The organism is Chryseobacterium sp. KCF3-3 (assembly GCF_045865955.1).
Taxonomy (GTDB): Bacteria; Bacteroidota; Bacteroidia; order Flavobacteriales; family Weeksellaceae; genus Chryseobacterium.
In genome coordinates, this window is record NZ_AP035792.1 from 1,699,358 (window position 1) to 1,724,809 (window position 25,452).

A 25,452-nucleotide genomic window follows, 5' to 3' on the forward strand; every position below is an offset into this window, starting at 1 on the left:
TTAAAATTTAACAGTAGCTCCCAAAATGAAAGTCTTTGCAGACGGATATGTAGTGTAATCAATTCCCAGAGACTGGTTTCCACTCACCTGTTTGTTGGTATCCACCAATGGATCATATCCTGAATAGCTTGTAAGAGTCATCAGGTTTTGTGCACTTATATACAAATTGATACTTCTCAGAAACTTCAGTTGGCTGGTATCAAAAGTGTATCCTAATCTTACGTTATTCAGTCTGATAAAGTCTGACTTTTCAAGATAAAGGGATGATAACTGAGGCTGATTGGTGAAGTTCGCTCCTGATTCATAGAAGTTTTTCAACACGTTTCTGTCTGAAGCTAAGTTGTTGATATTTAAATCCAATGCAGTATTATTCACAAGGTAGCCACCCGTTTGTCCGATGAACGAGAAAGAGAAATCAAACTTCTTGTATTTCATATAAGAATTGATTCCGAAAGTGAAATTGGGTATCGCTCCTTCAAAGATCTTTCTGTCATTCTGGTCAATTCTTCCATCATTATTTACATCTTCATAAATATATTTTCCGTTCGCATCTACTCCTAGATAGTTCAGCATATAGAAAGAGCCGGCTTCGTAGCCATTTCTGTAAATATTGGCCGTCACTCCGGAAAGTCCGGGCCCTGAAACTTCTCCTGAATAAATCGCTGAAACCGGAAGGTCTTTCACCACGTTATTCACGGTAGCACCATTGACATCAAAGTTCCATGTAAAATTTTCAGTTTTGATAATTTCTGAACCTAAAGAGAACTCAAATCCTTTATTAACAATCTTTGCATCCACATTTTTCCATACTGTACTTGTAGGGCTTAACGGTCTGGAAGGGATATTCAGAATCGGATCTTTCGTTACTTTGTTATAGTATTCTAGTGATCCATACAATTTGTTTCTCCATAAACTGAAGTCTGCTCCAATATTGGTCTGCTCCACTACTTCCCACTTCAGATCAGGATTAGGTGTTCTGTTGATCACTACTCCATTGATCAGGTTCAGATTATCATACAAGTAATATCCTCCGGATGGTGACAGAGAAGAACTCGCCTGGGTAATCTTGTTCGGAACTTCCTGATTTCCGGTTTGTCCCCAGCTTCCTCTTAATTTTAATTCATTGATGATTTGAGAGTCTTTCAGGAAGTTTTCATTGGAAACGGTCCAGCCTACTGCTACAGAAGGGAAATATCCATATTTGTTATTTTGACCGAAACGGGTAGAACCGTCAGCTCTTAATGAAGCAGTTAATAAGTATTTTTTATCAAAATTATAATTTACCCTTCCGAAGTAAGACTGCAGTTCATTCTCCTGTGCGTATCCTGCTGCCGGAATAAAGGCTTCCCCAGAATATCCAGGATTAATTTCCGGAGCAATCCCCGCTCCCTGATTCGCAATATTCTTTAATCCGAAATAGGTTCCTGTAGTTTTGAACTTCTGATAAGAGAAACCACCTAACAAACTGAAATTATGTTTATTTAAACTAAGATCATAGGTTAAGTAATGTTCTAAAAGTACGTTATAAGAATCCAGATTAGCCTGAACATACATTCCCTTTGGGGTTCTGTCTGTAATATTCGGATACATCGTGGTATTTCTCTCAGATATTGTTTTATCAATCCCTAAATTGAACTTATAATTCAACCCGGGTAAGATTCTCAACGTGGCTTCTGTATTCCCCAACACTCGGAATGTATTGGTTTTATCATTGTAAACGCTCAACAGATACAATGGATTGTAATGAGCATTCATATTAAAGTTGGTAAAGTTTCCGTTCTGATCATATACGGAACGTGTAGGATTGGCCATCAAAGCATGGATAATCACCTGTCCGTCTGAACCTGCATTCGCTCCGTTCGGTATTCCGGTTTCTTTGATGTCACTTGCCGTAAGGTTGAGTTTAATCTTTAATCTTTTATTATCAAAGAAAGACTCTTCTGCATTCAAACGGGCTGTCGTTCTTTTAAAGCCACTGTTCAGAATAATACCATCCTGATCCATGTGAGAAATGGAGGCAAAGTAATTTCCGGTTTCCGTAGATTTTGAAAATGACACGGAATGGTTGGAAGACACTGCATTTCTGAAAATTTCATCCTGCCAGTCTGTATTTCCGCCATGGTCGTATAATTTATTGATTCCTGCTGACCGGTATTCATCAGCACTCATCAGATCTAATTTTTTAATAACTGAAGAAAAGCCTAAATACGTGTCATAGGTAAATAAGGGTTCTCCTTTTCTTCCCCTTTTTGTAGTTACCAAAACAACACCGTTTGATCCTCTTGCTCCGTAGATGGCTGCGGCAGAAGCATCTTTTAAAACAGTTATGGATTCGATATCACTGGTATTCAAAAAGTTGAGCGGATTCTTCGCCTGAGCATTTCCTAAACCGATATTCGGACCTGTAGCACTTACAGCATCATTGCTCAAAGGAACTCCGTCTACTACAAATAAAGGAGTACTTCCGCTTCGGATGGAACCGATCCCTCTGATGGAAACATTCACTCCCGCTCCAGGCTCACCGCTCGACTGAACGATGCGGACACCCGCGATTTTCCCTTGCATCAGGTTATCAACGGAAATATTCATTCCTTCTTTGAAATTTTCTGCTTTCAGCTGGCTTACGGCTCCTGTTAGGTCAGATTTTTTCTGAGAACCATATCCAACCAACGTAACTTCTTCAATGGAAGTAGATCCTTTTTGAGTTTCTAATTGTACAGTAACTGAAGTACTAGAGATTTTCACCATTTGGGTCCCGTATCCTTCATAAGAAATAGATAAGGTCTGCCCGATATTGGCCGAAATGGTAAATTTTCCTGATGCGTCGGTAGAAGCTGTATCTCCGGTTTCCACCACCGTGATTTTTGCGCCTTCAACGGATGCTCCTTTCTGATCCGTTACAGTTCCGGAAATGGTTTCGTTTACCTGTGAAAACACAGGATAGTTTAAGGTAAATCCTTTTGCTTCAGCTTGGTTTGCCACCAAAAAAATTAAAGCAATCGGAATTAGCTTTTTAAACTTAAAAAAATTAATTTTGTGGTACATATCAATAAGTAAAGTAATTGCAAGACGTTACATTGCTTATCAAAAAGCCGCTGTTGTTCCCGCAACAGTGGTTTTCTTTTCAGGCAACGGTTAGTTTTTATTTCGGCATACAAAGTAAAAGGATCTACCACAAATCTATTTTAACATAATATTATCTTAAAGTCAACAATATATAAATATCTCAAATTGAGATAATAAAAACAGACTAAAAATCAAATATTTATGGACATTAAATTTTTCAGAATTTACAGAATTTTAAAAATTACTTAACATAATATACAGGTAGTTACCTGTAAAGAGTCATTAATTTCGTCTTTAAAATGTATCGAAATGAAAAAGGCTGTTCTATTGAGTATCTGTTTGTCTTCATTCAACCTGTTTTGGTCACAATCTAACAATCTCAATGATTTAAAAATTAATGAAATTCAGGTCATTGGCTCTCATAATTCCTATAAAAAGGCTATCCTTCCTGAGGTGTACAGTTATTTATCTCAAAAAGATACTCTGAATGTTTTACCGAGGATTCAGTATAAACACATTCCCATTCCACAGCAACTTGATCTGGGCTTGAGAAATCTGGAAATTGATGTGTATGCAGATAGTAAAGGAGGAAAATATGCCCATCCGAAAATTCTGGATCTGGTAAAGACAACCGAACCTTTTGATCCGGAAGGTAAAATGAAAAAGCCGGGTTATAAAATGATTCATGTTACAGATATTGATTATCAAACCTGGTATTATACATTAGAAGATTGTTTGAAGGATTTGAAAAAATGGTCAGATCAACATCATGATCATGATCCGGTTTTTATCACCCTTGAGCCCAAAGATGGAAAAGCTAATCAGTTCGGAACAGAGCCGGAACATTATACTTCAAAACTTTTTGATGACCTAGATCATGAATTGAAAAAGTATCTGGGAAAAGATAAAATAATCACTCCGGACGATATCCGCGGTTCTTATTCAACATTGAATGAAGCTGTTGTAAAGAAAAACTGGCCAAAAGTAAAAAACGTAAAAGGGAAATTCCTTTTTGTAATGGATAATAACGGGGAAAACAGGGATTTATATATCAAAGATCATCTTTCCTTGAAAGGGAGAATGATTTTTACCAATTCTACTCCGGGAACTGCTGAGGCTGCTGTTTTGTTTATGAATGAACCTCAAAAAGACGGTACTACCATAAAAAATCTGGTTAAACAAGGGTATATCATCCGTACCCGAGCTGATGCAGATACCATGGAAGCACGAAGGGAAGACTATTCAAGATTTGAGAAAGCCAAAGAAAGTGGTGCACAAATTATTACAACAGATTATTATTATCCCAGCAAATTATTCAAATCCAATTATAAGGTAAGTTTTGACAACAACACTTATGAAAGAATGAATCCCGTGACAGGAAAATAGTCCTGTTTTGCTATTAGATTTATAATTGAGGAGGCTGTCTGATTGGGCAGCCTTTCTGTTTTTAAACACGAATAACACAAATATTTTCACAAATAACACAAGGAAAATAAGAATGCTATTTCTCGCAATCATTCTCTGCAAAGTATTTTAAAGCAGTTAGTATTAGCAGTGTCATGCTGAGCTTAGTCGAAGCATTTTAATTTTAAACACGAATAACACAAATATTTTCACAAATAACACAAGGAAAATAAAGCGCAATCATCCGCGAAAATCTGTGAAATCCGTGGGAAAAATAAAACATCTTATCATAGATAGATGTGACAAATTATTTTAAACACGGATAACACTACTGTCGTTTACAAATAGGCACAAATATTCTACCAGCATAAACCGAATGTTTATAAAGCCCTATGATTTATAGCTTCCTTATTTCTTTCCTCTTCAAATCTATTTCAAAATGGTCTGCCGGATCTCCATGGGAAAGTAATGAAAGGATTTTGAAAACTGATTTTAACTGTTGAATCAATGGGTCATTCGAGTTGTTTTCTTTGTACAGGTCTTCCAATAGCTGATACTGTTTCAGCCTTTCCTCAGGAATGTCTTTTTTTGCAATTTCATCAGCCGATTGAAATTTATATAGATCCAATAACAGATCATCAAAAGACCATTTTTTAAAAGTTTCTGATTTGATTTGCTTCTCATTCAACTGATTTTTATTTTGAATAAGTAAAAGAAGATCTTCCCCATTTAAATCTTTAGCCTTTTCAATAAACTCTTTTGGCCAGTCATCCGGAATCATTCGAAGACGAACCAGTTCTTTTAAATGAAAAAGCATGAAATCATGATAGGATTTTGTCTTTAGAATATCTTTATTCCAAAGCATTTTATCTGCATTACTTTGTAAGGCCTCATATTCTTTTTCATACAAAGCAAACAGCTCATCGAAGCGAGGAACTTCATTTAAAACTTCGGTTTGAACTTCCATCTTCTCAGGAGATTGTATAGTCAGAATTTTATATGCCGGCAAGTAAGCCGCCAATGAGGGCACCTGAACATTCACTAAAATATTATCCCCTGCTTTCCTTATTCCTGTATCATTTATATGCATGTGACCTGCAAAGTGAATTTGCAAACCCGCATCAGCAAACACTTTTGCTACTTCTTCCTGGGGAACACGTTCCAATTGCCATTTTTTTTCACCCAATAAATTTTGAATCTCCTGTGTGGCTCCATCATTGAAATCAATCATAGGATAATGGGTAAATGCAATAAGGGTTTTATTGTTTTTCTTTGCTTCAGCAGCTAGTTTTTTTACCCATTGGATTAAATGCTGTTTGTTTGTGAGTACATTATTATAACCAATACTCGCTCCTTTATAGTTTGAAGCATTTTCAGGGCGTTCATTGATGTTTTTCGGGATATAAGTATTTCCGTCAATAGCAATAAGCCATACATCTTTCACAGGCTCAACAACATAACTCAAATCCGGAACAAAAAAACCTTTAGCCACTTCATACATTCTTTTGGAATACGCTGCAGACTGTAACCCTTTTTTGTACGTATAGTTTTTAAAAGAATTCCGATCGAAAGGAGTGCTCCAGTACAAGTCTTCTTTTTGGGGATAAAACCCAAAGTTTTTTAATTCATTTAAAATCTCAAGATATCCGGATTCTGCAATATCTTTTGTAATGACTTTATCTGTTGATTTACTGACACTTTCTGTGCTATAAACTCCTAAGGGCTTTCCATTTTGCCCAAGGAAATCATCTTTCCCTCCATCCTTCCGAAAGGGTCCAACAGGATCATGATTTCCGGTCGTTAAATAAAAACGAATTCCATACTTTCTATGGTACTGTTCTAAAATAGTGTGCAGCCCTCGAAGGTTATAAGCCTGGCCATCATCCGAAAAATCTCCGGGCATGGCTACAATTTTAATTCCTTTCTCCACAATATCATCCAAAGCCTTGAGAAATGCAAAATAGTTCTCATTGAAGATTCTTGTGGAATGCAATTGAGAATCCATCGTTCTCAGAATCGTTGGTTTTCCTGTTTTGGGATTTATAATTCCTTTAAAATTGTTATCCGAAAAACTTCCGTACAAATCCTGGAAATGCACATCTGAAAGAAAAGCAATCTGTACAGGTTTCTGTGCGTAGGAAAATGAAAATACAACAGTTAAAAAGGAGATTATTATTTTATTCATCTTAAAAAAGACGAAATTACAGGAATAGATAAGGAATTGCTTTAATTGAATTTTAAATTATTGTGAAGGAAATTTATTCTGAAGGGCTCATCTCAGGTTTTTTCCCGGAATATTTTCTAATGATGTATTCAGTGGCCGGTTTTAGTTCCTTTTTATTTTCAGGATCAATTCCATCCATGGTAAAAAATTCAACTTCCCCATTGACTTTTGAATACCATATTTTCCCCAGGGCATTCTCCACTGTAAGAGTATCCTTTCTTGTAATACGTTTAAAGTATTTAATCCGGATTATATCTTTAGGAATAACATTCAACATGGGATTTTCTTCCTTGCAGTCCGTCAACTTATATTCATTTTGATCCCAGCACATACAATTCTTTTCAATGGCAGGCAGAGTCAAAAAACTGAATGGATTATATGTATTTCTATTCCCGGATGAACAATAATAATTGCCAATTAAAAAACCTCCGAGCATAAATATACCAACAAGGCCAAAACTGTTCTGTCTGACAAACTCAGGCATTTTAAAGTGTTGTTCATTAATGATATTTATATTGATTTTTGAAAGTCTTTCTGATATAATTTCCTCATCCTGATCCACACTTATTTTGACGGTGGTCAGATTTTTTTTTTCATCATTTTTGATAAAAGTCCTTGAAAACTCTGTAAAATCTTTATAGCCGATATACTGGCTCATTTTATTCAGCCTCTCAGATTCAATATTCCTGAGACTATTTCCTTCTACAAAGTCTTCATAATACCGTATGAAGGTTTTCTCTGAAATATCGTAGAATTTCAGGTTATCAATAAAACAAAGATGCAGATAAGTAGCCAGTCCACTTTTTGTGGTTTTCTCTGACTCTCTCCTTGCCTGCTCAAATACTTCATTAATCAGTAGTTTTTTCTTGGACATATACAGTGTTTTCGGGCATTACAAAGTAGATGATTTTCAATCACACCACATTACGGATTTCCGTAATAACTCCACGCTTACTTACTGTCTATCGATGTCTATGTTTTGTCTAACATCCCTCTTCTTTTTTGCTGCAAATTTGCTTCAGAAATCAACAAAAAACATTAAAAAACTGATTTCAGAAAAACCAGAGAAAACAGAGATTAAACTCCGGATTGGGAAGCAGATGTTTCTTCTCCGTTTTTAAAGGTTCACTTCCCTAAAAAATTAAGAAGCGCTTCGAAATTTTAACAGTGTACAGCTTGCGATAAATACTTCGTGAGAGGAAGAAATACGATTTCAACTTCGAAAATTTTAAAGGAAATGATCCAAATTATAATGATGCTATTAGGATTAGCATTTTCAGATAATAATGCCAATACTTCAACAACGGATAACAACAATTACGAATCCCCTGCAATGAACCTTTCAACCGGAACAGTAGGAATGGCACCAGAAGACACAAGCGGCGAAACAGGACAGATTTTGCCTCCAAAAAAATAATTAAACAAAAGGGCAATGAAAATTGTCCTTTTTTTAATACCTTTAGTTGCTATCAATTATTATCATGTATGCTGGTTTTAAATTTCTAGGAATTTTTCTTTTATTCATTAGCTGTAATTTTTCCGAAAACAGGAATCCTCCGGTAAAGGCCCCTTCAACTGAAGCGGACAAAATGTACAATGAAGCAGCTTCTTTATACAATAATGATAATGTAAAGGCATTCACACTCCTTTCAAAAGCGGAAAGTATCTATAAGCTAAAGAATGATTCCGCTAATATTGCATCCTGTTTAACCTTGAAGGCTATTATACTGAATGATATCGGAGATTATCTTAGCAGTAATGAAAGAGCTATTGATGCATTATCCTTTTTAAAACTTCCTGAAGACTCCGCCTATCTTCCTTCCATTTATAATAACCTTGCGATATCCGAAAAAAATCTCAAACATTATTCTGAGGCTCTCAACTGGTATCATAAAGCTTTACAGGTAAGTTCGGATAATTTTCAGAAAATCACGATCAAAAATAATATTGCTGACGCCTACGGAAAACTGAAAAGCTACCCGCAGGCCATCAATATTTACCAATCTCTTCTCAAGAATAAAACACTGCAAAAAAACGAGATTGATTATGCCCGGATTTTAGATAATTACAATTATATCAGCTGGCTTGAAAATAATAATTATAAGGCAGAAGAAGGCTTGTTAGCCGCAGTTGTTTTAAGACAAAAAGTCAATGATAAATCTGGTCTCATATCCAGTCATTCTCATCTTGCTGAATATTATCTACGCTTAGATAAGACTAAAGCATTGTATCATATCAATGAAAAATATCGTTTGGCAAAGGCGGTCAAAAACCCCAATGACAGATTAGAGGCTCTTGACTTTCTGGTAAAAAATGACAAAGGAATACACCTGCAAGGTTACTTTACAGAATATCAACAACTTAATGACAGCATTCAATTATCAAGAGATAAAGCAAAAAACAGATTTGCTCTGATAGAATTTGATGTAGAAAAAAAGAAAGCTGAAAATCTTTTGCTTCAGAAAGGGCTAGCTCAGAAGGAATATCAACTTACTAAAAAGAATATTTTAATTATAAGTATCAGTTTAGGAACGCTTGCCCTTATTATCAGTGCTTTCTTTTGGTATAAAAAACGTAAGCAGACCATGCTTTTGGAATCCGACAATAAGTTAAAAGAACAACAGCTAAAAGTTTCCAAGAAAATTCATGATGTAGTAGCCAACGGAATTTATCAGGTAATGACCAAGATTGAAAACCAGGAAGATTTTGATAAAGAAAAAGTACTTGACGAATTGGAGTTTGTATATGAAAAGTCAAGAGATATTTCCTATGAGAAAGCTGCCTCCGAAAATAAATCTGAGTTCAGTAAGAGAATATCCACTCTTATCGCATCTTTTAATAATGAAAATGTAAAGACTTACCTTGCCGGAAATGATGAAAATATATGGAAAACACTGAAAGAATTTACCCGGGAAGAAATCTATCAGGTGATGCGGGAACTTCTGATCAATATGAAAAAACACAGTCAGGCTACCCTTGTTGCTTTTAAATTTGAAAGAAAAAATAATTATATACAAATTCAGTATACAGACAATGGAATCGGTATTCCGGGAGGAATTATCTATAAAAATGGTTTAACAAATACGGATTCCCGTATTGAAGCTATCCATGGAGAAATTATTTTTGACACTGAAACCGAAAAGGGATTGAAAATTTATATTTCATTTCCTGCTTCTTAAAAAAGAAAAAGAATGTTCAAAAAAATTTTAATAGCTGAAGATCACGAAAGCAGTAGTATTTCTGTACAGAAAACATTAGAAGACCTTAGTATTTCCAACACAGATTATGTCTATTATTGTGATGATGCATTAGCTAAAATTCAAAAATCCATTCGTGAAGATGATCTTTATGATTTGTTAATTACAGATCTTTCTTTTGAAGAAGACCATAATATACAAAATCTTAAAGACGGAAAAGAGCTGATAAAGACCATTAAAGAACTGCATCCTTCATTGAAAGTCATTGTTTTTTCTGCAGAACATAGATCCGGGGTGATAGACAGCCTTTTTAACGAATATGGAATTAATGGTTTTGTTCGTAAAGCCAGAAATGATTCAAAAGAACTTAAAAAAGCAATTGCTTCAACGTATGTAGACGAAAATTATCTTTCACTGGATCTTAAACAGGAAGTAAAAAAGCTCAACAATTACGAATTTTCCACCTATGACATTACTTTAGTATCTCTTTTGTCTCAGGGAGTTTTACAGAAAAACATCCCTGTTTATCTCCAAAATAACGATATTAAACCCAATAGTTTAAGCAGTGTAGAGAAAAAACTGAACAGTATGAAAGAAGATCTTCAGATAACAAGTAATGAACAGCTTGTTGCTTTTTGTAAAGATTTGGGAATTATTTAATCTTTACCGTAACCTCTCTTGTATATAAACCTTTCATTTTTGGAAGGTTTTTTTGTTTTACGGCTTTCCGTAAGGATTTTATTTTAATGGATGATATTTTTGGAATATAAACAAAACTAACAAAATGGACCTTAAAATTAAACTTGAGCAATTACAGCAAAAAGTATCAGGATTAAAAGATCAAATTGCAACAGAAGAGGCAACAAAAAATGCTTTTGTAATGCCTTTTATACAAATTCTAGGCTATGATATTTTTAATCCTACCGAAGTTATTCCTGAACATGTTTGTGATATCGGAACCAAGAAAGGAGAAAAAGTGGATTATGTAATTAAAAATAATGATGAGCCTATTTTTATAATTGAATGTAAGCATTGGAAAGAAAGTGCTGACGCTCACAATTCTCAACTTCATAGATATTATCATGTTTCTAAAACAAGATTTGGTGTTCTAACAAATGGTATTGTATATAATTTTTATACAGATCTTGAAAAACCTAATATTATGGATGAAAAACCATTTTTCACCATCAATATGGAAGACCTAAAAGACAGTTCAATTAAGATATTAGAAAGCTTTACTAAAAAAGACTACAATCTGGAGAATATTCTAGACTCAGCTGAAGCCTTGAAATATATTAAAGCCATACGAAAAGAGTTTGAAAAAGAAATAGAATCTCCATCTGATGAAATTGTAAAACTGTTGGTTGGAAGGTTCTTTGAAAAACCAATGACTGCTAACAGAATGCTTTCTTTTAAAGAGTATACAAAAAAAGCATTAGCAACGTCTATTAATGAATCTATAAGTTTCCGACTTAAATCTGCTTTAAATATCAATGAACAAATTGAAAAACAGGAAGAAGATATAAAACCATCCCAACCTATAGATGAAAATAATGATTCTAAAATTGTGACTACTGAAGAAGAACTTGAAGGATTTCAGATTGTGAAAGCTATTATGCGAGAAAAAATTCCCGCAGTACGCATCGCTTACAGAGACACATTATCTTATTTTGGAATTCTACTTGATGATAATAACAGAAAACCCCTTTGTAGACTACATTTCAATACGGCTAACAAATACATTGAAACATTTCACAATGGTAAGGATGCAGGAGAGAAAGTATTATTAAATAACCTAGATGAAATTTATAACTTTAGAGAAGAGCTTCATAAAACGCTAGAAAACTATTAAAAGTATACTCCAAAGCTACATCTAAAAGTGTAGAAAAAGCAAAAAGTTGCAATATATTTTGCGGCAATTTAGGAATTATTTAATCCATTACGGTTTTCCGTAAGGTCAGTTTTCTCAATAGTCTTACTTTTGATGTAAGAAATGATGAAAAAAACTAATAACACCCAATATAATTTTATACAGTTCGAAAAAAGGTATCTCGTTTGAGATACCTTTTTACTTTCTTATCATTTCCGTATGCGGAATATCGTCTTCCAGATATTTCTTTCCTGTATCTTCAAATCCGAAGCCGCTGTAAAATCGTAAAAGATAATCCTGTGCCGATATTTTGATTTCAGAAGTATGAAAACGGTTTTCTATAGTTTCCACAGCATATTGTATCAGCTGTTTTCCCAAACTTTTCCCTCTTGCCTGCTCTGTTGTCAGAACTCTGCCGAAGGAAGTTTCATCATATTTTATCCCCTTGTCAAATACACGGCAATAAGCCAAAACCTGTCCATCTTCTTCCGCCCAGATATGAACACCTTTCTGATCATAGTTATCCAGATCAGGATAAGGACAGTTCTGTTCAATCACGAAAACATCAATACGGGCTTTTAGTACTGCGTATAATTCAGGAACAGTAAACTCATCAAACGTTTTGATTTTCCAGACAATATTACTCATCGAAACTTATATTATTATGGGTTAAAAAATCATTGGTCTTCTGTATAAAATTAAGAATGTTATCTCCACCTTCTTTCTTTTCTGCTGAGGTGATATACAGTTCAGGAAGATCTTCCCATGTTTTATGAAGTTCAGCCTTATAATCTTCTACGTTTTTGACCACTGCATTCGGCTTTAGTTTGTCTGCCTTGGTAAAGACAATCGAGAACGGGATTCCACTTTCTCCACACCATTGGATAAATTCCAGATCAATCTTTTGCGGAGTATGTCTTACATCTACCAGCACAAAAAGGTTAACCAGATTTCTTCTGTTCAGAATATAATTGGTGATCAGCTTTTCAAAATCTTTTCGCTGAACTTTTGAAACCTTTGCATAGCCATATCCTGGTAAATCGGTAAGATACCAGTTTTCATTCACCAAAAAATGATTGATCAGCTGGGTTTTTCCTGGGGTTTGTGATGTTTTAGCAAGATCTTTGTGATTCATCATTGCATTGATCAGTGATGACTTTCCTACGTTCGACCTTCCGATAAAAGCATATTCGGGAATATTTGGTTCAGGACATTCCTGCCATTTTCCACTACTCTTTACAAACTCTGCTGTCTTGATAATCATTTTTGAATGTATTTTAGAAAAATAAACCATTAAGAAAAGCTCTTAATGGTCATTTATATGTTTTAAACTTTATCTTTTATCCAGTTATACAGGATCTCATTGAATTCATCCGGTTTTTCCATCATGGCAGCATGGCCGCATTTATCAATCCAGAATAAGTCGGAATTAGGAATAAACTTGTGCATATCTTCTGCCACTTCAGGAGGAGTAACATTATCCTGTTTACCCCAGATCAGGCAGGTAGGTGTCACAATCTTCGGAAGATCATTCAGCATATTGTGTTTGATGGCACTTCTTGCCAGCATTACTGTTTTTATTCCTTTCATTCTATCGTTTACTACCCCGAAAACTTCATCTACGAGATCTTCTGTTGCCACCTTTGGATCGTAGAAAACTTCCTCCGTTTTCTTTCTGATATAAGAACGGTCATTTTTTCTCGGAAAACTGTCTCCGAAAGTTCTTTCATAAAGCCCTGAACTTCCCGTAAGAACAAGATTCTTTACCAGATCAGGTCTTGCTAAAGTCAATATAAGTCCTACATGGCCTCCCATTGAGTTTCCTACAATAGTTACCGGACCAGAAATATGACTTTCTATAAACTTGATAATATATTTTGCAATAGTGGTAAGATTCGTATTGAGTACCGGCAGATCATAGATCGGCAACTGAGGAACATATACTTTGAAGCCTCTATCCGAAAAAAAATCTACCATTTTATCGAAATTACTCAAACCACCCATTAACCCGTGCAACAGCACTAATGGATGTCCTTCTCCCGCTTCTACATAGGAATATTTCTTTTCTTTTTTTGTACTAAATATCATAAAACGCCTTAATAAAGCCCTGCAAAAATACAAATTAAACCTCAAAAAAATTTTGATTATCCTAATTTAAGATAAAAATAATATAATATTCTGCTTTTTAACTTTTTTTTTCAAAACGGCTTTATTATGGCGTAAATAGCACTTTCAACAAGTATCTTCATATCAGCATTTTACATTATTGAAATTCAATCTTTAATAAAACTTATTAACATTGAGTCAAAAAGTGGGAAAAAGTGGGAAATTTTGGAAATTATTATATAAATTTGTCCCAAATGAAAAATTTCATTGGGACATATGAGTGTAAAATTGACGACAAAGGCCGCTTAAAAGTTCCTTCATCTTTAATCAAACAGATGGAAAACTTCGACGATAAGGCGTTTGTAGTCAAAAGATCTGTGTTCCAACCTTGTCTGGAAGTTTATCCTATGAATGCATGGGACAAACTGATGGGTAAAATTAATAAACTGAACAGGTTCATAAAAAAGAATGCTGATTTCATACGAATGTTTACGGCAGGAGTAAAAACAGTAGAGTTGGATAATGCAGGAAGACTACAGATCTCTAAAGACCTTACGGTTTTCGCAAATCTTCAGAAAGATATTGTGATTACCAGTGCAGGAGAACTCTTTGAGATTTGGGATAAAGATGCCTATGAAAAGGTAATTGCTACCAACGAAGCAGATTTTGCAAGCCTTGCCGAAGATGTGATGGGCTCTTTCGATGAAGAATAACTGTAGTAGGTTATTAATTGATTATATAGTAAATAAAAAACACAATTAAGCATGTATCATAACCCCGTTTTGTTGAAGCAGAGTGTTGATGATTTGGTGACGAATCCTGACGGAATATATGTGGACTGCACCTTTGGAGGAGGAGGCCATTCAAGAGAAATCTTGAGCAGACTTTCCGACAAAGGGAGATTGTTCAGTTTTGATCAGGACCTGGATGCACTTAAAAATACAATTGATGATCCACGTTTCACATTGGTAAATCAGAATTTCAGATTTCTGGAAAACTCATTGCTGATGTATGGCATTTCACAAGTGGATGGTGTTTTGGCAGACTTAGGGGTGTCTTCTCACCAGTTTGATGAAGCAGACAGAGGTTTCTCTACAAGAAGCAATGCTCCTTTGGACATGAGAATGAATGTAATGCAGAATCTGGATGCCAAAAGAGTGATTAATGAATATGAAGAAAGCGAACTTGCAGACCTTTTCTATCACTATGGAGAATTAAGAGAAGCAAGAAAGCTGGCGAGAGAAATTGTTCACCACAGAAAAACTAAAAGTATAGATACTACGGAAGATCTGAAAAAATTGTTCAGCTACATTCCACCTCACAAGGTTAATAAATTCTATGCTCAGCTTTTTCAGGCGATAAGAATTGAAGTCAACCAGGAACTTGAAGTATTGAAAGAAATGCTGGTTCAGGCTTATAATGTTTTAAAACCGGAAGGAAGATTAGTCGTTATTTCTTACCACTCTCTGGAAGACCGTTTGGTAAAAAGATTCCTGAAAAACGGAATGTTCGAAGGAGAACCGGAAAGAGATATCTACGGAAATTATAAAAAGGCATTCGAATTGATAAAGAGTAAAGCAATCATTCCTGATGATCAGGAAATCGAAGAAAACTCAAGAGCAAGAAGTGCCAAGATGAGAACAGGAATAAAAGTATAAAATGTGAATAAGCGAATTGTCAATAGTGAATCATTTAACAAAATAAAGTTGACCATTGACACAACGTACATTCACTACAAAGCAAATTGACATCATAAATTGGCTAAAAGAACAACAAATCGCCCCCAGAAAAGACTCACTTTTATAGACATTATAAAAGGAAACTTTCTGAATCGTGATGAGATCAAAATACATTACAAGTATTTTCTCCTCTTGTTCGTTCTGATGATGGCCATGATTTATACCAACCATCTCGTCAATAAAAAAATAAAAATTGTAAACGCCTTAAAGGAAGAAACAGAAGAATACAAATCACGAAACGCTTACGCCCAGAGTAAGCTGATCAAAGTAAAAATGGAATCAGAGCTGGGGAAAGAAGTTGCCCGGGATTCATTGATGACCCTGGAAAACCACCCTCACAAATTGCTAATAAAACTGGACAGTACAGATGCAAAAGCAAAATGAATACGACAATAAACGTAAGAAAACGTTACGATGGGGCTACCTCTTTGCAGTGGTAGCTTTGTGCGTGTTTGTAATGTTCTTGGCAAGGATTGTTATTCTTCAGAATACCAATGTCCAGGAAATTAAAGATGATTACATTAATAAAAACTATCGTGAAGCCACTTTAAAAGCTGCCCGAGGTAACTTGTTTGCTTCTGACGGTTCTATCCTTGCAACAACGGTGATGAGATATGACATCTATCTTGATTTCAAAACAATGAAAGATACGGTGTACTCCAATAATATCGGAGCACTGACGGATTCCCTGAGCAAAATGTTCGGAAAATCCAGAGGAGAATTCAGACAGAAGTTTGATGAGCAGAAGAAAAAGAAAAACCAGTATTATACCTTGGTAAAAGGATTGGATTTCGATCAATACGACAGAATCCGAAAGTTCCCGATCTTCAAAAGAGGAAAAAATAAAGGCGGATTTATTGTTGACAGAAACTATAAAAGAGAATTGGCTACTTCAGAAATCGGAGCCGGAACTATCGGTATGGATAACGGAGAACTTAAATCCGGACTGGAAGGTGCTTTCTCAAAATATTTAACCGGAACAGACGGTAAAAGACTGGAGCAAAGAATCAACTCTTCCCAATGGAAACCGATCGACTTCTGGAAAGTTCAGGAACCGGTAGACGGAGAAGATGTTTATACAACCTTAGACCTTAGAATTCAAGACATTGCGCATTCCGCCCTTGAAAAGCAGCTGATTAATTTCGAAGCTAAACACGGAACTGTCATTGTGATGGAAGTGGAAACCGGAAAAGTACGTGCTCTTGTAAATTTAAGAAGAACAGAAGAAGGAGAATACGAAGACTCTTACAACTATGCGCTGAAAGATAATATCGAGCCCGGATCTACATTTAAAACCATTTCGCTTCTGGCAGCAATGGACGATGGATTCATCGATGAAAACACAACGGTAAACGTAGGAAACGGAGTCTGGGTATATGCAAAACAGAGAATCTCTGACGGACACGGAGGAGGAACATACGATATCAGTGATGTATTGGCAAAGTCCAGTAACGTAGGAACGTCAAAGCTCATCACAAAGTATTATGCAGAAAAGCCTCAGATTTTTCTTGATCACCTGAAACGTTGGAAATTATTCGATAAAATGGACATCGAGCTTCCGGGAATCACAAAACCGAAGATCGTAACCCCACAGAATAAAAGATGGAATGCCGCAACACTGGCTTCTATTTCTTACGGGTATTCTTCCAACATCAACCTGCTGCAGTTGACAACCTTCTATAATGGAGTAGCCAATGGAGGGAAAATGCTTAAGCCTTTATTCATTGATAAAATCATGAAAGACGGTAAAGTAATGTACAACGCAAAACCTGAAGTAATGGTGAACAAGATGGCTTCTGAAAAAGCGATTAAAATGATGACCAGCGCTTTAACCAAAGCAGTAGAAAAAGGAACAGGACGAAGCATCTTTACTCCCAACCTGAAAATGGCAGGAAAAACAGGTACCGCAAGATTTGAATACTGGCTGCCTGGTCCAATGAAATATCGTGCATCATTTGCAGGATTCTATCCGGCTGACGCTCCAAAATATACATGCTATGTCATGATTAGCGAGCCCAATACCGCAAAAGGATTTTATGGAGGTTCCGTTTCAGCACCGGTGTTTAAAGAAATTGCAGGAAAAACATTCCTGAAAACGCCTCAGAATATTGAAAAAGAAATGCTGGTAGACAAAAAGGTAAACCTGAGCAAAATGGTTGAGCCTAATGTTAAAGTAGCAGTCAATGATAAGCAAATGCCTAATGTGGTAGGATTAATCGGGAAAAATGTAATCCCGCAGCTGGAAAACTTAGGCTACCGTGTCGATTATAAAGGAGTAGGAAGAATTAAAGAACAATTCCCTCTGGAAGGCACAACGATTAGTAAGAACCAGAGAATTTATTTGTCTCTGCAGAATTAAAAACAAGGATTTAAAACAGAATAAGGCAATGCCTTATTGATAAAGATGATAATAACAGAATTAGTAAACAGAATCCCAGTATTGGAAATCCACGGTGATAACAACCGTGAGGTGACTGAATTGGTGATCGACAGCAGAAAAGTTACAGAAAACTCTCTTTACATTGCCATGAGAGGAACAGTGGTGGATGGTCATTCATTCATTGCATCTGCTATTGAAAAAGGAGCTGCCGCAATTGTTTGCGAAGAATTCCCTGAAACATTGGTGGAAAATGTAACCTATGTTCAGGTAAAAGATTCATCTAAAGCCTTAGGCCATCTTGCTTCTAACTTCTATGGAAACCCTTCAGAGAAGTTAAAACTGATAGGAGTTACGGGAACGAATGGAAAAACATCTGTTTCTACCCTTCTTTTTGACGTTTTTAAAAACCTTGGATATCCAGCCGCTTTACTTTCTACTGTTGAAATCAGAATTGGTGAAGAAATTATTCCGGCTACCCACACAACTCCTGATGTGATTACGATCAACAGGATTCTGGCCGAGGCTGTAGAAAAAGGTTGTGAATTTGCCTTCATGGAAGTAAGCTCACACGGAATTGCCCAAAACAGAATTGAAGGATTACATTTCAAAGTAGCGGGCTTTACCAATCTTACTCATGATCATTTAGATTATCATAAAACTTTCGAAGAATATTTAAAAACTAAGAAAAGATTCTTCGACCAATTAGAAGATACAGCCATTGCCGTCACCAATGTAGATGACAAAAATGGAAACGTCATGCTTCAGAACACTAAGGCTAAAAAGAAGTCTTATGCATTGAAAACCATGGCAGACTATCACGGGAAATTATTGGAAGTAGATTTCAACGGAATGCTGTTGAATTTCAACGGAAAAGAATTCTGGACGACATTAACCGGAAAATTCAATGTATACAACTTGCTGCTTGTATTCGGAATTGCTGAAGAACTAGGTTTCGAGCAGGATGAAATTCTTCAGGCTATCAGCAAATTAAAAAGAGTTTCCGGAAGATTTGAAACGTTCAAATCCGATGGTGGAATTTTCTTTATCGTAGACTATGCACACACTCCGGACGCTTTGGAAAACATTCTGGACAGCATCAACGATATCAGAACCAAAAACGAAAGATTAATCACTGTATTCGGTTGTGGAGGAGACAGAGATCACTCCAAAAGACCTGAAATGGGAAATATTGCCACCAAAAAATCAACTTTGGCAATCATCACTTCAGATAATCCGAGAACAGAAGATCCTGCACAGATCATCAAAGAAATTGAAGCAGGAGTTGAACCTCAGAACTTCAGCAAATACACTTCAATTCCGGATAGAAAAGAGGCTATAAAAATGGCCATAAAGTTTTCAGAACCCAAAGATATCGTTTTAGTTGCCGGAAAAGGGCACGAAACTTATCAGGAGATCAATGGTGTGAGACACCATTTTGACGACAAAGAAGTAATTAATGAGCTCTGGAAATTAATGTCCAAATAGATTGAAAGATTGAATTCATTTAAAGATTTAAAAATTTGATAATGACAAAGAATTTTGAAAATTTTCCTGTATACATCAAAAGCTTAGATCTTATTGAAAAAGTCTATATTTTTCTTCAAAGTCAAAGTTTTGAAAAAGAATATGAATTTAATAACCAGATAAAAAGAACGAGTTTTTCTATTAGTAATAATATTGCGGAAGGCTCAGAATATAATAATAACAGACAATTTATCAGATATTTAAAAATTGCGAAAGGCAGCTGTGCTGAAGTCAAAAGCATGCTGATTGTAAGTAAAAGATTAAAATTAGGTGACGAAAATAAAGCGGAAGAAATTATTGCCCCTTCAAGAGAAGTTTCTTCAAACATATCAAAGTTCATTAAGTATTTAAGTGAAAATATTGAGAAGCCCAATCTTTAAATCTTTAAATAAATTAAATTTTTAAATAATAAAAAACAGAAACATGCTATACTATCTATACGAATATCTAACCAACCATGGAATTCACGTTCCGGGATTAGGAATGTTGAAATACATTTCCTTCCGTGCCGGAATGGCTGTATTATTCTCGCTTATCATTGCTCTTGTCTACGGAAAAAGAGTAATCAATTATCTGAGAACAAAACAGATGGGAGAATTGGTGCGTGATCTGGGATTGGATGGGCAGAAACAAAAAGAAGGAACTCCTACCATGGGAGGGCTTATCATTATTTTGGCAACCATCATTCCGGTATTGCTGTTTACAAGGATTACTAATGTCTATATTGTATTGCTTCTGGTTTCCATGTTCTGGATGGGTGCCATTGGTTTCCTGGATGATTATTTAAAGAAAATTAAAAAAAATAAAGACGGTTTAAGTGGTAAATTCAAAATTGTAGGCCAGGTTGGTTTAGGACTAATTGTCGGAATTACCATGTATTTCCACCCGGACATTACCGTAAAAAGAAAATATGCAGATGCTAAAGTGGTAAACAGAAACAATGTAGAGCAAAACTTTATGCCTACAGAGAAAATTACCGTTTCTACTGTTCCTTTTGCAAAAAATAATGAGTTCGACTATAGTGGAATTTTATTCTGGATGAATGATAAAGATGCCCATGAGTGGGCATGGATTGTCTTTATTCCCATTGTGATCTTCATTGTAACAGCCGTTTCAAACGGAGCCAATATCACAGATGGAATTGACGGTCTGGCAGCGGGAACAAGTGCCATTATACTGCTCACGCTGGCTCTTTTCGCCTACCTTTCAGGGAACATCATTTTTGCAGACTATCTCAACATCATGTTCCTGCCGAATATGGGTGAAACTACCATTTTTGCTGTAGCAATGGTAGGTGCTGTGATCGGATTCTTCTGGTACAATACTTATCCTGCACAGGTTTTCATGGGAGATACCGGAAGTTTAATGCTGGGAGGAGTAATTGCCGTTTTAGCCATCATTTTAAGAAAAGAATTGCTGATTCCTGTATTATGCGGAATCTTCTTAATTGAAAACCTGTCTGTAATGCTTCAGGTAGTTGTTTTCAAATACAGAAAAAGAAAATACGGGTTGGAATATGCCCAAAACAATAGACTATTCAAAATGTCACCATTACACCATCATTATCAGAAAGAAGGATTCCACGAAAGTAAAATCGTGAACAGAATGATCATCATTGGAGTAATATTGGCTATTGTATGTCTGATCACATTAAAAATGAGATAAAAATTAAAAGCTGTAAGCAATAAGCGTAAAGCTTAAAGCCTATAGCATAAAGCTTTTATAATATGAAAATAGTTGTTTTAGGAGGTGGAGAAAGCGGATGCGGAGCTGCTTATTTGGCCAAAAAGAAAGGTCTGGAAGTATTTCTTTCAGATAAAGGTGCCATTAAGGATAACTATAAGCAGTTTCTTACCGATAATGAAATTGAATTTGAAGAAGGAAACCACGATGAAGAAAGGATTTTAAATGCTGACTGGATCGTAAAAAGCCCGGGAATTCCGAAAAAGGCAGACATCATCAATAAAATTCATGAAAAAGGAATCAGACTTTCCTCTGAAATTGAATTTGCTTCTGAATTTACAGACGCAAAAATCATTGCCATTACCGGAAGCAACGGAAAAACAACCACAACTTCCCTGATCTATTATATCCTGAAAAATGACGGATTGAATGTAGGTCTAGGAGGAAATATCGGATATAGCTTTGCAAAGCAGGTAGCAGATGAAAACCATGAATATTATGTATTGGAAGTAAGCTCTTTCCAGCTGGATGATATTCAGAATTTCAGACCGTATATCTCTTTATTGTTAAACCTGTCTCAGGATCACCTGGATCAGTACAACTACAATTATGAGGAATATGCTTTGGCTAAATTCAGAATAACAGAAAACCAGGAGAACGACAACTTCTTCATCTACAATAAAGATGATGAAATGAGTAAGAATCTTCTTGAAAAGCTTGAAATAAAAGCTAAAATGATTCCTTTCTCAACCAAAGAGAAGTTACCTGAAGGAGGTTTTGTGAACGCAGATGAGATTATAGTAAAAATGAAAGACGAATTCGCAATGAAAGTTGATGAATTGTCTCTTTTAGGAAACCACAATGTAGCGAACAGCTTAGCAGCTTCTATCGCCGGTAAGATCTTAAAAATCAACAATGAAAGCATCAGACATTCATTGATGACATTCCAGGCCGTAGAACACAGATTGGAATTTGTAACTGAAATTGATAGCGTAAAATATATCAACGACAGTAAAGCAACCAATGTAAATGCTACTTACTACGCCTTAGAAAGTATGAAAACACCAACCGTTTGGATTGTTGGTGGATTAGATAAAGGAAATGACTATACCGAAATTGAAGATTTAGTCAAAAGAAAAGTAAAGGCAATCGTTTGCCTTGGAGTAGATAACAAGAAGATCATCGATTTCTTTAAAGACAAAAAAGAAGTTATTTATGATACTTCAAGCATGGAAGAAGCAGTGAGAATTTCAAAATCACTGGCTAAAAAAGGCGATACTGTTTTATTATCTCCATGCTGCGCAAGCTTTGACTTGTTCAAAAGCTATGAAGACAGAGGACGCCAGTTTAAAGAACAGGTATTAAAAGCCAATGGCCATTAGCCAAAAGCCAATAGCATTAAATATGGACGAACAGAACACAGAAAGCAGATTCGAATTTCTAAAGGGCGATAAAGTACTTTGGATGGTCATCCTTGTGATCTCCATTTTCTCTATTTTCCCGGTATACTCTGCGAGTTCAAATCTTGAATACATTGTCAATAACGGGACTACAACGGGTCACGTTATCAAACATATGTTCTTTGTAGTCCTGGGATTAGCAATTATGAGACTGGTAGGAACCATAAAATATGAATACATCGGAAAGCTCAGCAGTATCCTGCTCGGCCTTATGATAGTTCTGTTGATTGTTACCATGTTTACCGGGCAGACCATTGATGGAGCCAGTGCTTCCAGATGGCTGAAAATCCCGGGAACACCGATTTCCTTCCAGCCTTCCTCATTTGCCTTTTTAATGCTCATCATTTATCTGTGCAGATATTTAACCAAGAAGATCACCAGAGAAAGGCTTCCTATAGAGAATATCATGTATATTTTTGGCCCTATACTGCTTGTTTTTGTATTGGTAGCCAAAGATAATGGTTCCACAGCATTAATGATTTTAATGGTTTCCGTAGTTGTTCTTATCATTGGGCAGCTTCACTGGAAATACATTGCAGGGTTTATTTCAGCCTCATTTGTAGCCATTGTATTATTTTTATTAATAGCACTGAATACGAATATGATTGGCGGAAACCGTGTTCATACATGGATGAGCCGTGTAGAAACATTTACTTCGAGCAAAGCAAAATCAGCCGATGTAGATGATGAAAGCGTAAAAGCAAAAAACTATCAGGTAATGCAAGCCAAAGCAGCCATCGTACATGGTGGAATTACCGGAATGGGACCAGGAAAAAGTGCATTGAAACAAATGCTTCCTCAATCTGCCTCCGACTTTATTTTCGCAGTGATCGTAGAAGAATACGGAGTGATTGGAGCTGCCTTCCTGATCAGTTTATACCTGATCATGATGATAAGAATCGTAATGATCGCCAGTAAAATGCCGGCCTTCTTCGGATCGTTGCTCGTGCTCAGTCTCGGGGTAATGATCTTTATTCAGCTTTCGGTAAATATTGCCGTTGCAGTGAACCTGATCCCGGTGACAGGACAGCCGCTGCCTTTGATCAGTTACGGAGGAACCTCAATGCTGGTAACCTATCTGCAGTTAGGCATTATTTTAAATATAAGCTCCAGAATTCAGATTTATGATGAAGAAGGAATGGGCAAAAAACAAAGTATAGCAGAAATAAACGATATCGCTTAAAATGGACAAAAAATTAAAAATATTATTATCAGGCGGCGGAACCGGAGGACACATCTTCCCGGCCATTGCCATCGCTGATGAAATCAGAAAAAGATTTCCTGATGCAGAATTTTTGTTCATTGGTGCCAACGGGAAAATGGAAATGGAAAAAGTTCCACAGGCAGGCTATAAAATTGAAGGAATTGATATTGCAGGAATAGACAGAGGAAACTTGTTATCCAACCTGGGACTGCCTTTCAAGATTCTGAAAAGTTTATCAAAATCTAAAAGGATTATCAAAGACTTCGCCCCTGATTTTGCAGTAGGAACCGGAGGATTTGCCAGCGGACCCGCTCTTTATGAAGCAAGCAAAATGGGAATTCCCATTTTCATACAGGAACAGAATGCCCATGCAGGAGTAACCAATAAAATTTTAAGCAAAAAAGCGAAAGCCGTTTTCACAGCGTATCCAAAAGTAGAAGGTTTTCCGGCAGAGAAAATAAAATTCCTTGGAAATCCGATTCGTGAGAATATTGTTTCAGGAATGCAGGATACCGCTCAGGCAAAAGAAAAAATGGGATTGAATACAGACAAACTTACGATTTTGTCTGTAGGAGGTTCTTTAGGCTCCAGAACATTGAATAATGCATGGAAAGAAAATATTGAAAATCTGAAAGAAAAAGGATATCAATTAATTTGGCAAACAGGAAAGTTGGATTACAAAGAATTGTCTTCCAACCTCCAGCTTCCAGCTTCCATTCATTTGAAAGAATTCATCAAAGACATGGAACTGGCCTATTCCGCAGCTGATATCATTGTTTCCAGAGCCGGAGCTATTGCCATTTCAGAGTTGGCTGTGGCGCAAAAACCGGTGCTTTTGGTTCCTTTCCCTTTTGCAGCGGAAGACCATCAAACTAAAAATGCCATGAACCTGGTTGAAAAAAATGCAGCCAGAATGGTGAAAGACTCTGAAATGCAGGAAAAATTCTGGAATACATTATCAGAAATCTGCGAGAATGAAAGGGTAAGAAACGAAATGTCTGACCATCTTAAATATTTTGCCAAGCCAAACGCCGCAAAAGAGATTGTAGACGAGATTTTTAAAGTGATAAAATAATCAGGAAAGGCTTCGACAAGCTCAGCCTGACATAAATAAATCAGTTAGTATTAGAGCTGTCACCCTGAGCTTGTCGAAGGGCCAGTAAGCAAACACAAATGAATGAAAATATATTATGTATACATTGTAAAATGTTCGGATAACTCCTATTATATAGGCTTTACCAACGATTTGGAAAGAAGAATTACTGAACATAATGACGGTTTAAATCCTGAAAGTTACACGTATACAAGAAAACCTGTAGAACTTGTTTTCTACCATGAATTTAATGATGTCACTCAAGCGATAAGCTTTGAAAAACAAATTAAAGGCTGGAGTAGAAAAAAGAAGGAAGGAATAATAAATGATAACTGGGATTTATTACCAATGTTATCAAAAAATAGGATGAAAGATTAGAAGGCTTCGACAAGCTCAGCCTGACACTGTTAAAATGTAATGCATTAACGAGTCATTAAGTTAGTTGAGGAAAGCTTTAGAATATAAACAACTCTGAAATTATTCAAGAGTCATTAAAGATTAA

At 36.0% G+C, this 25,452-nt stretch carries 22 protein-coding genes; 16 read left to right on the plus strand and 6 right to left on the minus strand.

The window, feature by feature from the left end:
- Positions 1 to 3,045 carry a SusC/RagA family TonB-linked outer membrane protein gene (locus tag ACKTTZ_RS07565; protein WP_407848160.1) on the minus strand — a complete coding sequence of 1,015 codons (3,045 nt, stop codon included), beginning with the start codon at positions 3,043 to 3,045 and terminating at the stop codon, positions 1 to 3.
- Between the two features lie 330 nt (positions 3,046 to 3,375).
- Between ACKTTZ_RS07565 and ACKTTZ_RS07570 the strand changes: the two genes are divergently transcribed.
- Positions 3,376 to 4,452, plus strand: a complete 1,077-nt coding sequence (locus tag ACKTTZ_RS07570) for a phosphatidylinositol-specific phospholipase C1-like protein (RefSeq protein ID WP_407848162.1) — start codon at positions 3,376 to 3,378, stop codon at positions 4,450 to 4,452.
- 415 nt (positions 4,453 to 4,867) lie between these two features.
- On the opposite strand, the gene ACKTTZ_RS07575 is transcribed toward ACKTTZ_RS07570, so the two are convergent.
- Together ACKTTZ_RS07575 and ACKTTZ_RS07580 are read right to left on the minus strand one after the other, a co-directional pair.
- Entirely contained in the window at positions 4,868 to 6,655 is a 1,788-nt protein-coding gene (locus ACKTTZ_RS07575) for a metallophosphoesterase family protein (protein WP_407848164.1), read from the minus strand.
- A gap of 73 nt (positions 6,656 to 6,728) precedes the next feature.
- Entirely contained in the window at positions 6,729 to 7,568 is an 840-nt protein-coding gene (locus ACKTTZ_RS07580; RefSeq protein ID WP_407848166.1) for a hypothetical protein, read from the minus strand.
- Positions 7,569 to 7,931: 363 nt separating this feature from the next.
- Between ACKTTZ_RS07580 and ACKTTZ_RS07585 the strand changes: the two genes are divergently transcribed.
- The 4 genes from ACKTTZ_RS07585 (at position 7,932) to ACKTTZ_RS07600 (ending at position 11,743) form a co-directional block, all read left to right on the plus strand.
- Positions 7,932 to 8,111, plus strand: coding sequence for a hypothetical protein (locus ACKTTZ_RS07585; protein WP_156106400.1), 180 nt, complete (start codon positions 7,932 to 7,934; stop codon positions 8,109 to 8,111).
- A gap of 172 nt (positions 8,112 to 8,283) precedes the next feature.
- Positions 8,284 to 9,873, plus strand: a complete 1,590-nt coding sequence (locus tag ACKTTZ_RS07590) for a tetratricopeptide repeat-containing sensor histidine kinase (RefSeq protein ID WP_034694209.1) — start codon at positions 8,284 to 8,286, stop codon at positions 9,871 to 9,873.
- 12 nt (positions 9,874 to 9,885) lie between these two features.
- The gene (locus tag ACKTTZ_RS07595; RefSeq protein WP_034693881.1) at positions 9,886 to 10,551 is read left to right on the plus strand and encodes a response regulator; all 666 of its coding nucleotides are present in this window, start codon (positions 9,886 to 9,888) and stop codon (positions 10,549 to 10,551) included.
- 124 nt (positions 10,552 to 10,675) lie between these two features.
- Positions 10,676 to 11,743 carry a type I restriction endonuclease gene (locus ACKTTZ_RS07600; RefSeq protein WP_034693883.1) on the plus strand — a complete coding sequence of 356 codons (1,068 nt, stop codon included), beginning with the start codon at positions 10,676 to 10,678 and terminating at the stop codon, positions 11,741 to 11,743.
- 216 nt (positions 11,744 to 11,959) lie between these two features.
- Here ACKTTZ_RS07600 and ACKTTZ_RS07605 read toward each other — a convergent pair whose 3' ends face one another.
- From ACKTTZ_RS07605 to ACKTTZ_RS07615, 3 genes are all read right to left on the minus strand, one after another.
- Entirely contained in the window at positions 11,960 to 12,409 is a 450-nt protein-coding gene (locus ACKTTZ_RS07605) for a GNAT family N-acetyltransferase (protein WP_034693884.1), read from the minus strand.
- Positions 12,402 to 13,025 (minus strand): ribosome biogenesis GTP-binding protein YihA/YsxC, encoded by a 624-nt coding sequence (yihA, locus tag ACKTTZ_RS07610; RefSeq protein ID WP_034694211.1) that lies wholly within the window; start codon positions 13,023 to 13,025, stop codon positions 12,402 to 12,404. The genes ACKTTZ_RS07605 and yihA overlap by 8 nt, the downstream gene beginning before the upstream one ends.
- Positions 13,026 to 13,087: 62 nt before the next feature.
- Positions 13,088 to 13,849: an alpha/beta fold hydrolase gene (locus tag ACKTTZ_RS07615; RefSeq protein ID WP_253317963.1), complete on the minus strand. Its 762-nt coding sequence runs from the start codon at positions 13,847 to 13,849 to the stop codon at positions 13,088 to 13,090.
- Positions 13,850 to 14,121: 272 nt separating this feature from the next.
- Between ACKTTZ_RS07615 and mraZ the strand changes: the two genes are divergently transcribed.
- The 11 genes from mraZ (at position 14,122) to ACKTTZ_RS07670 (ending at position 25,328) form a co-directional block, all read left to right on the plus strand.
- The gene (mraZ, locus tag ACKTTZ_RS07620) at positions 14,122 to 14,580 is read left to right on the plus strand and encodes a division/cell wall cluster transcriptional repressor MraZ (protein ID WP_041461948.1); all 459 of its coding nucleotides are present in this window, start codon (positions 14,122 to 14,124) and stop codon (positions 14,578 to 14,580) included.
- A gap of 51 nt (positions 14,581 to 14,631) precedes the next feature.
- Positions 14,632 to 15,525 (plus strand): 16S rRNA (cytosine(1402)-N(4))-methyltransferase RsmH, encoded by an 894-nt coding sequence (gene rsmH / locus ACKTTZ_RS07625; RefSeq protein WP_034693889.1) that lies wholly within the window; start codon positions 14,632 to 14,634, stop codon positions 15,523 to 15,525.
- Between the two features lie 99 nt (positions 15,526 to 15,624).
- Positions 15,625 to 15,990 carry an FtsL-like putative cell division protein gene (locus ACKTTZ_RS07630; RefSeq protein WP_002981890.1) on the plus strand — a complete coding sequence of 122 codons (366 nt, stop codon included), beginning with the start codon at positions 15,625 to 15,627 and terminating at the stop codon, positions 15,988 to 15,990.
- A complete protein-coding gene (locus ACKTTZ_RS07635) occupies positions 15,974 to 17,965 on the plus strand; it encodes a penicillin-binding transpeptidase domain-containing protein (protein ID WP_034693893.1) in 1,992 nt (663 codons plus the stop codon). The genes ACKTTZ_RS07630 and ACKTTZ_RS07635 overlap by 17 nt, the downstream gene beginning before the upstream one ends.
- 45 nt (positions 17,966 to 18,010) lie before the next feature.
- On the plus strand, positions 18,011 to 19,471 hold the full coding sequence (locus ACKTTZ_RS07640; protein ID WP_407848172.1) for a UDP-N-acetylmuramoyl-L-alanyl-D-glutamate--2,6-diaminopimelate ligase: 1,461 nt from the start codon (positions 18,011 to 18,013) through the stop codon (positions 19,469 to 19,471).
- A 41-nt stretch (positions 19,472 to 19,512) separates the two neighbouring features.
- On the plus strand, positions 19,513 to 19,890 hold the full coding sequence (locus ACKTTZ_RS07645) for a four helix bundle protein (protein WP_407848173.1): 378 nt from the start codon (positions 19,513 to 19,515) through the stop codon (positions 19,888 to 19,890).
- Positions 19,891 to 19,933: 43 nt separating this feature from the next.
- On the plus strand, positions 19,934 to 21,175 hold the full coding sequence (gene mraY, locus ACKTTZ_RS07650) for a phospho-N-acetylmuramoyl-pentapeptide-transferase (protein ID WP_114819545.1): 1,242 nt from the start codon (positions 19,934 to 19,936) through the stop codon (positions 21,173 to 21,175).
- Between the two features lie 62 nt (positions 21,176 to 21,237).
- On the plus strand, positions 21,238 to 22,575 hold the full coding sequence (gene murD, locus ACKTTZ_RS07655) for a UDP-N-acetylmuramoyl-L-alanine--D-glutamate ligase (RefSeq protein WP_407848175.1): 1,338 nt from the start codon (positions 21,238 to 21,240) through the stop codon (positions 22,573 to 22,575).
- A 22-nt stretch (positions 22,576 to 22,597) separates the two neighbouring features.
- Complete coding sequence (locus ACKTTZ_RS07660) at positions 22,598 to 23,836, plus strand: FtsW/RodA/SpoVE family cell cycle protein (protein ID WP_034694212.1); 1,239 nt, start codon at positions 22,598 to 22,600, stop codon at positions 23,834 to 23,836.
- A 1-nt stretch (position 23,837) separates the two neighbouring features.
- Positions 23,838 to 24,932, plus strand: coding sequence for an undecaprenyldiphospho-muramoylpentapeptide beta-N-acetylglucosaminyltransferase (gene murG, locus ACKTTZ_RS07665; protein WP_034693900.1), 1,095 nt, complete (start codon positions 23,838 to 23,840; stop codon positions 24,930 to 24,932).
- 102 nt (positions 24,933 to 25,034) lie between these two features.
- Entirely contained in the window at positions 25,035 to 25,328 is a 294-nt protein-coding gene (locus tag ACKTTZ_RS07670; RefSeq protein ID WP_407848178.1) for a GIY-YIG nuclease family protein, read from the plus strand.
- The last annotated feature ends 124 nt before the right edge of the window (positions 25,329 to 25,452 follow it).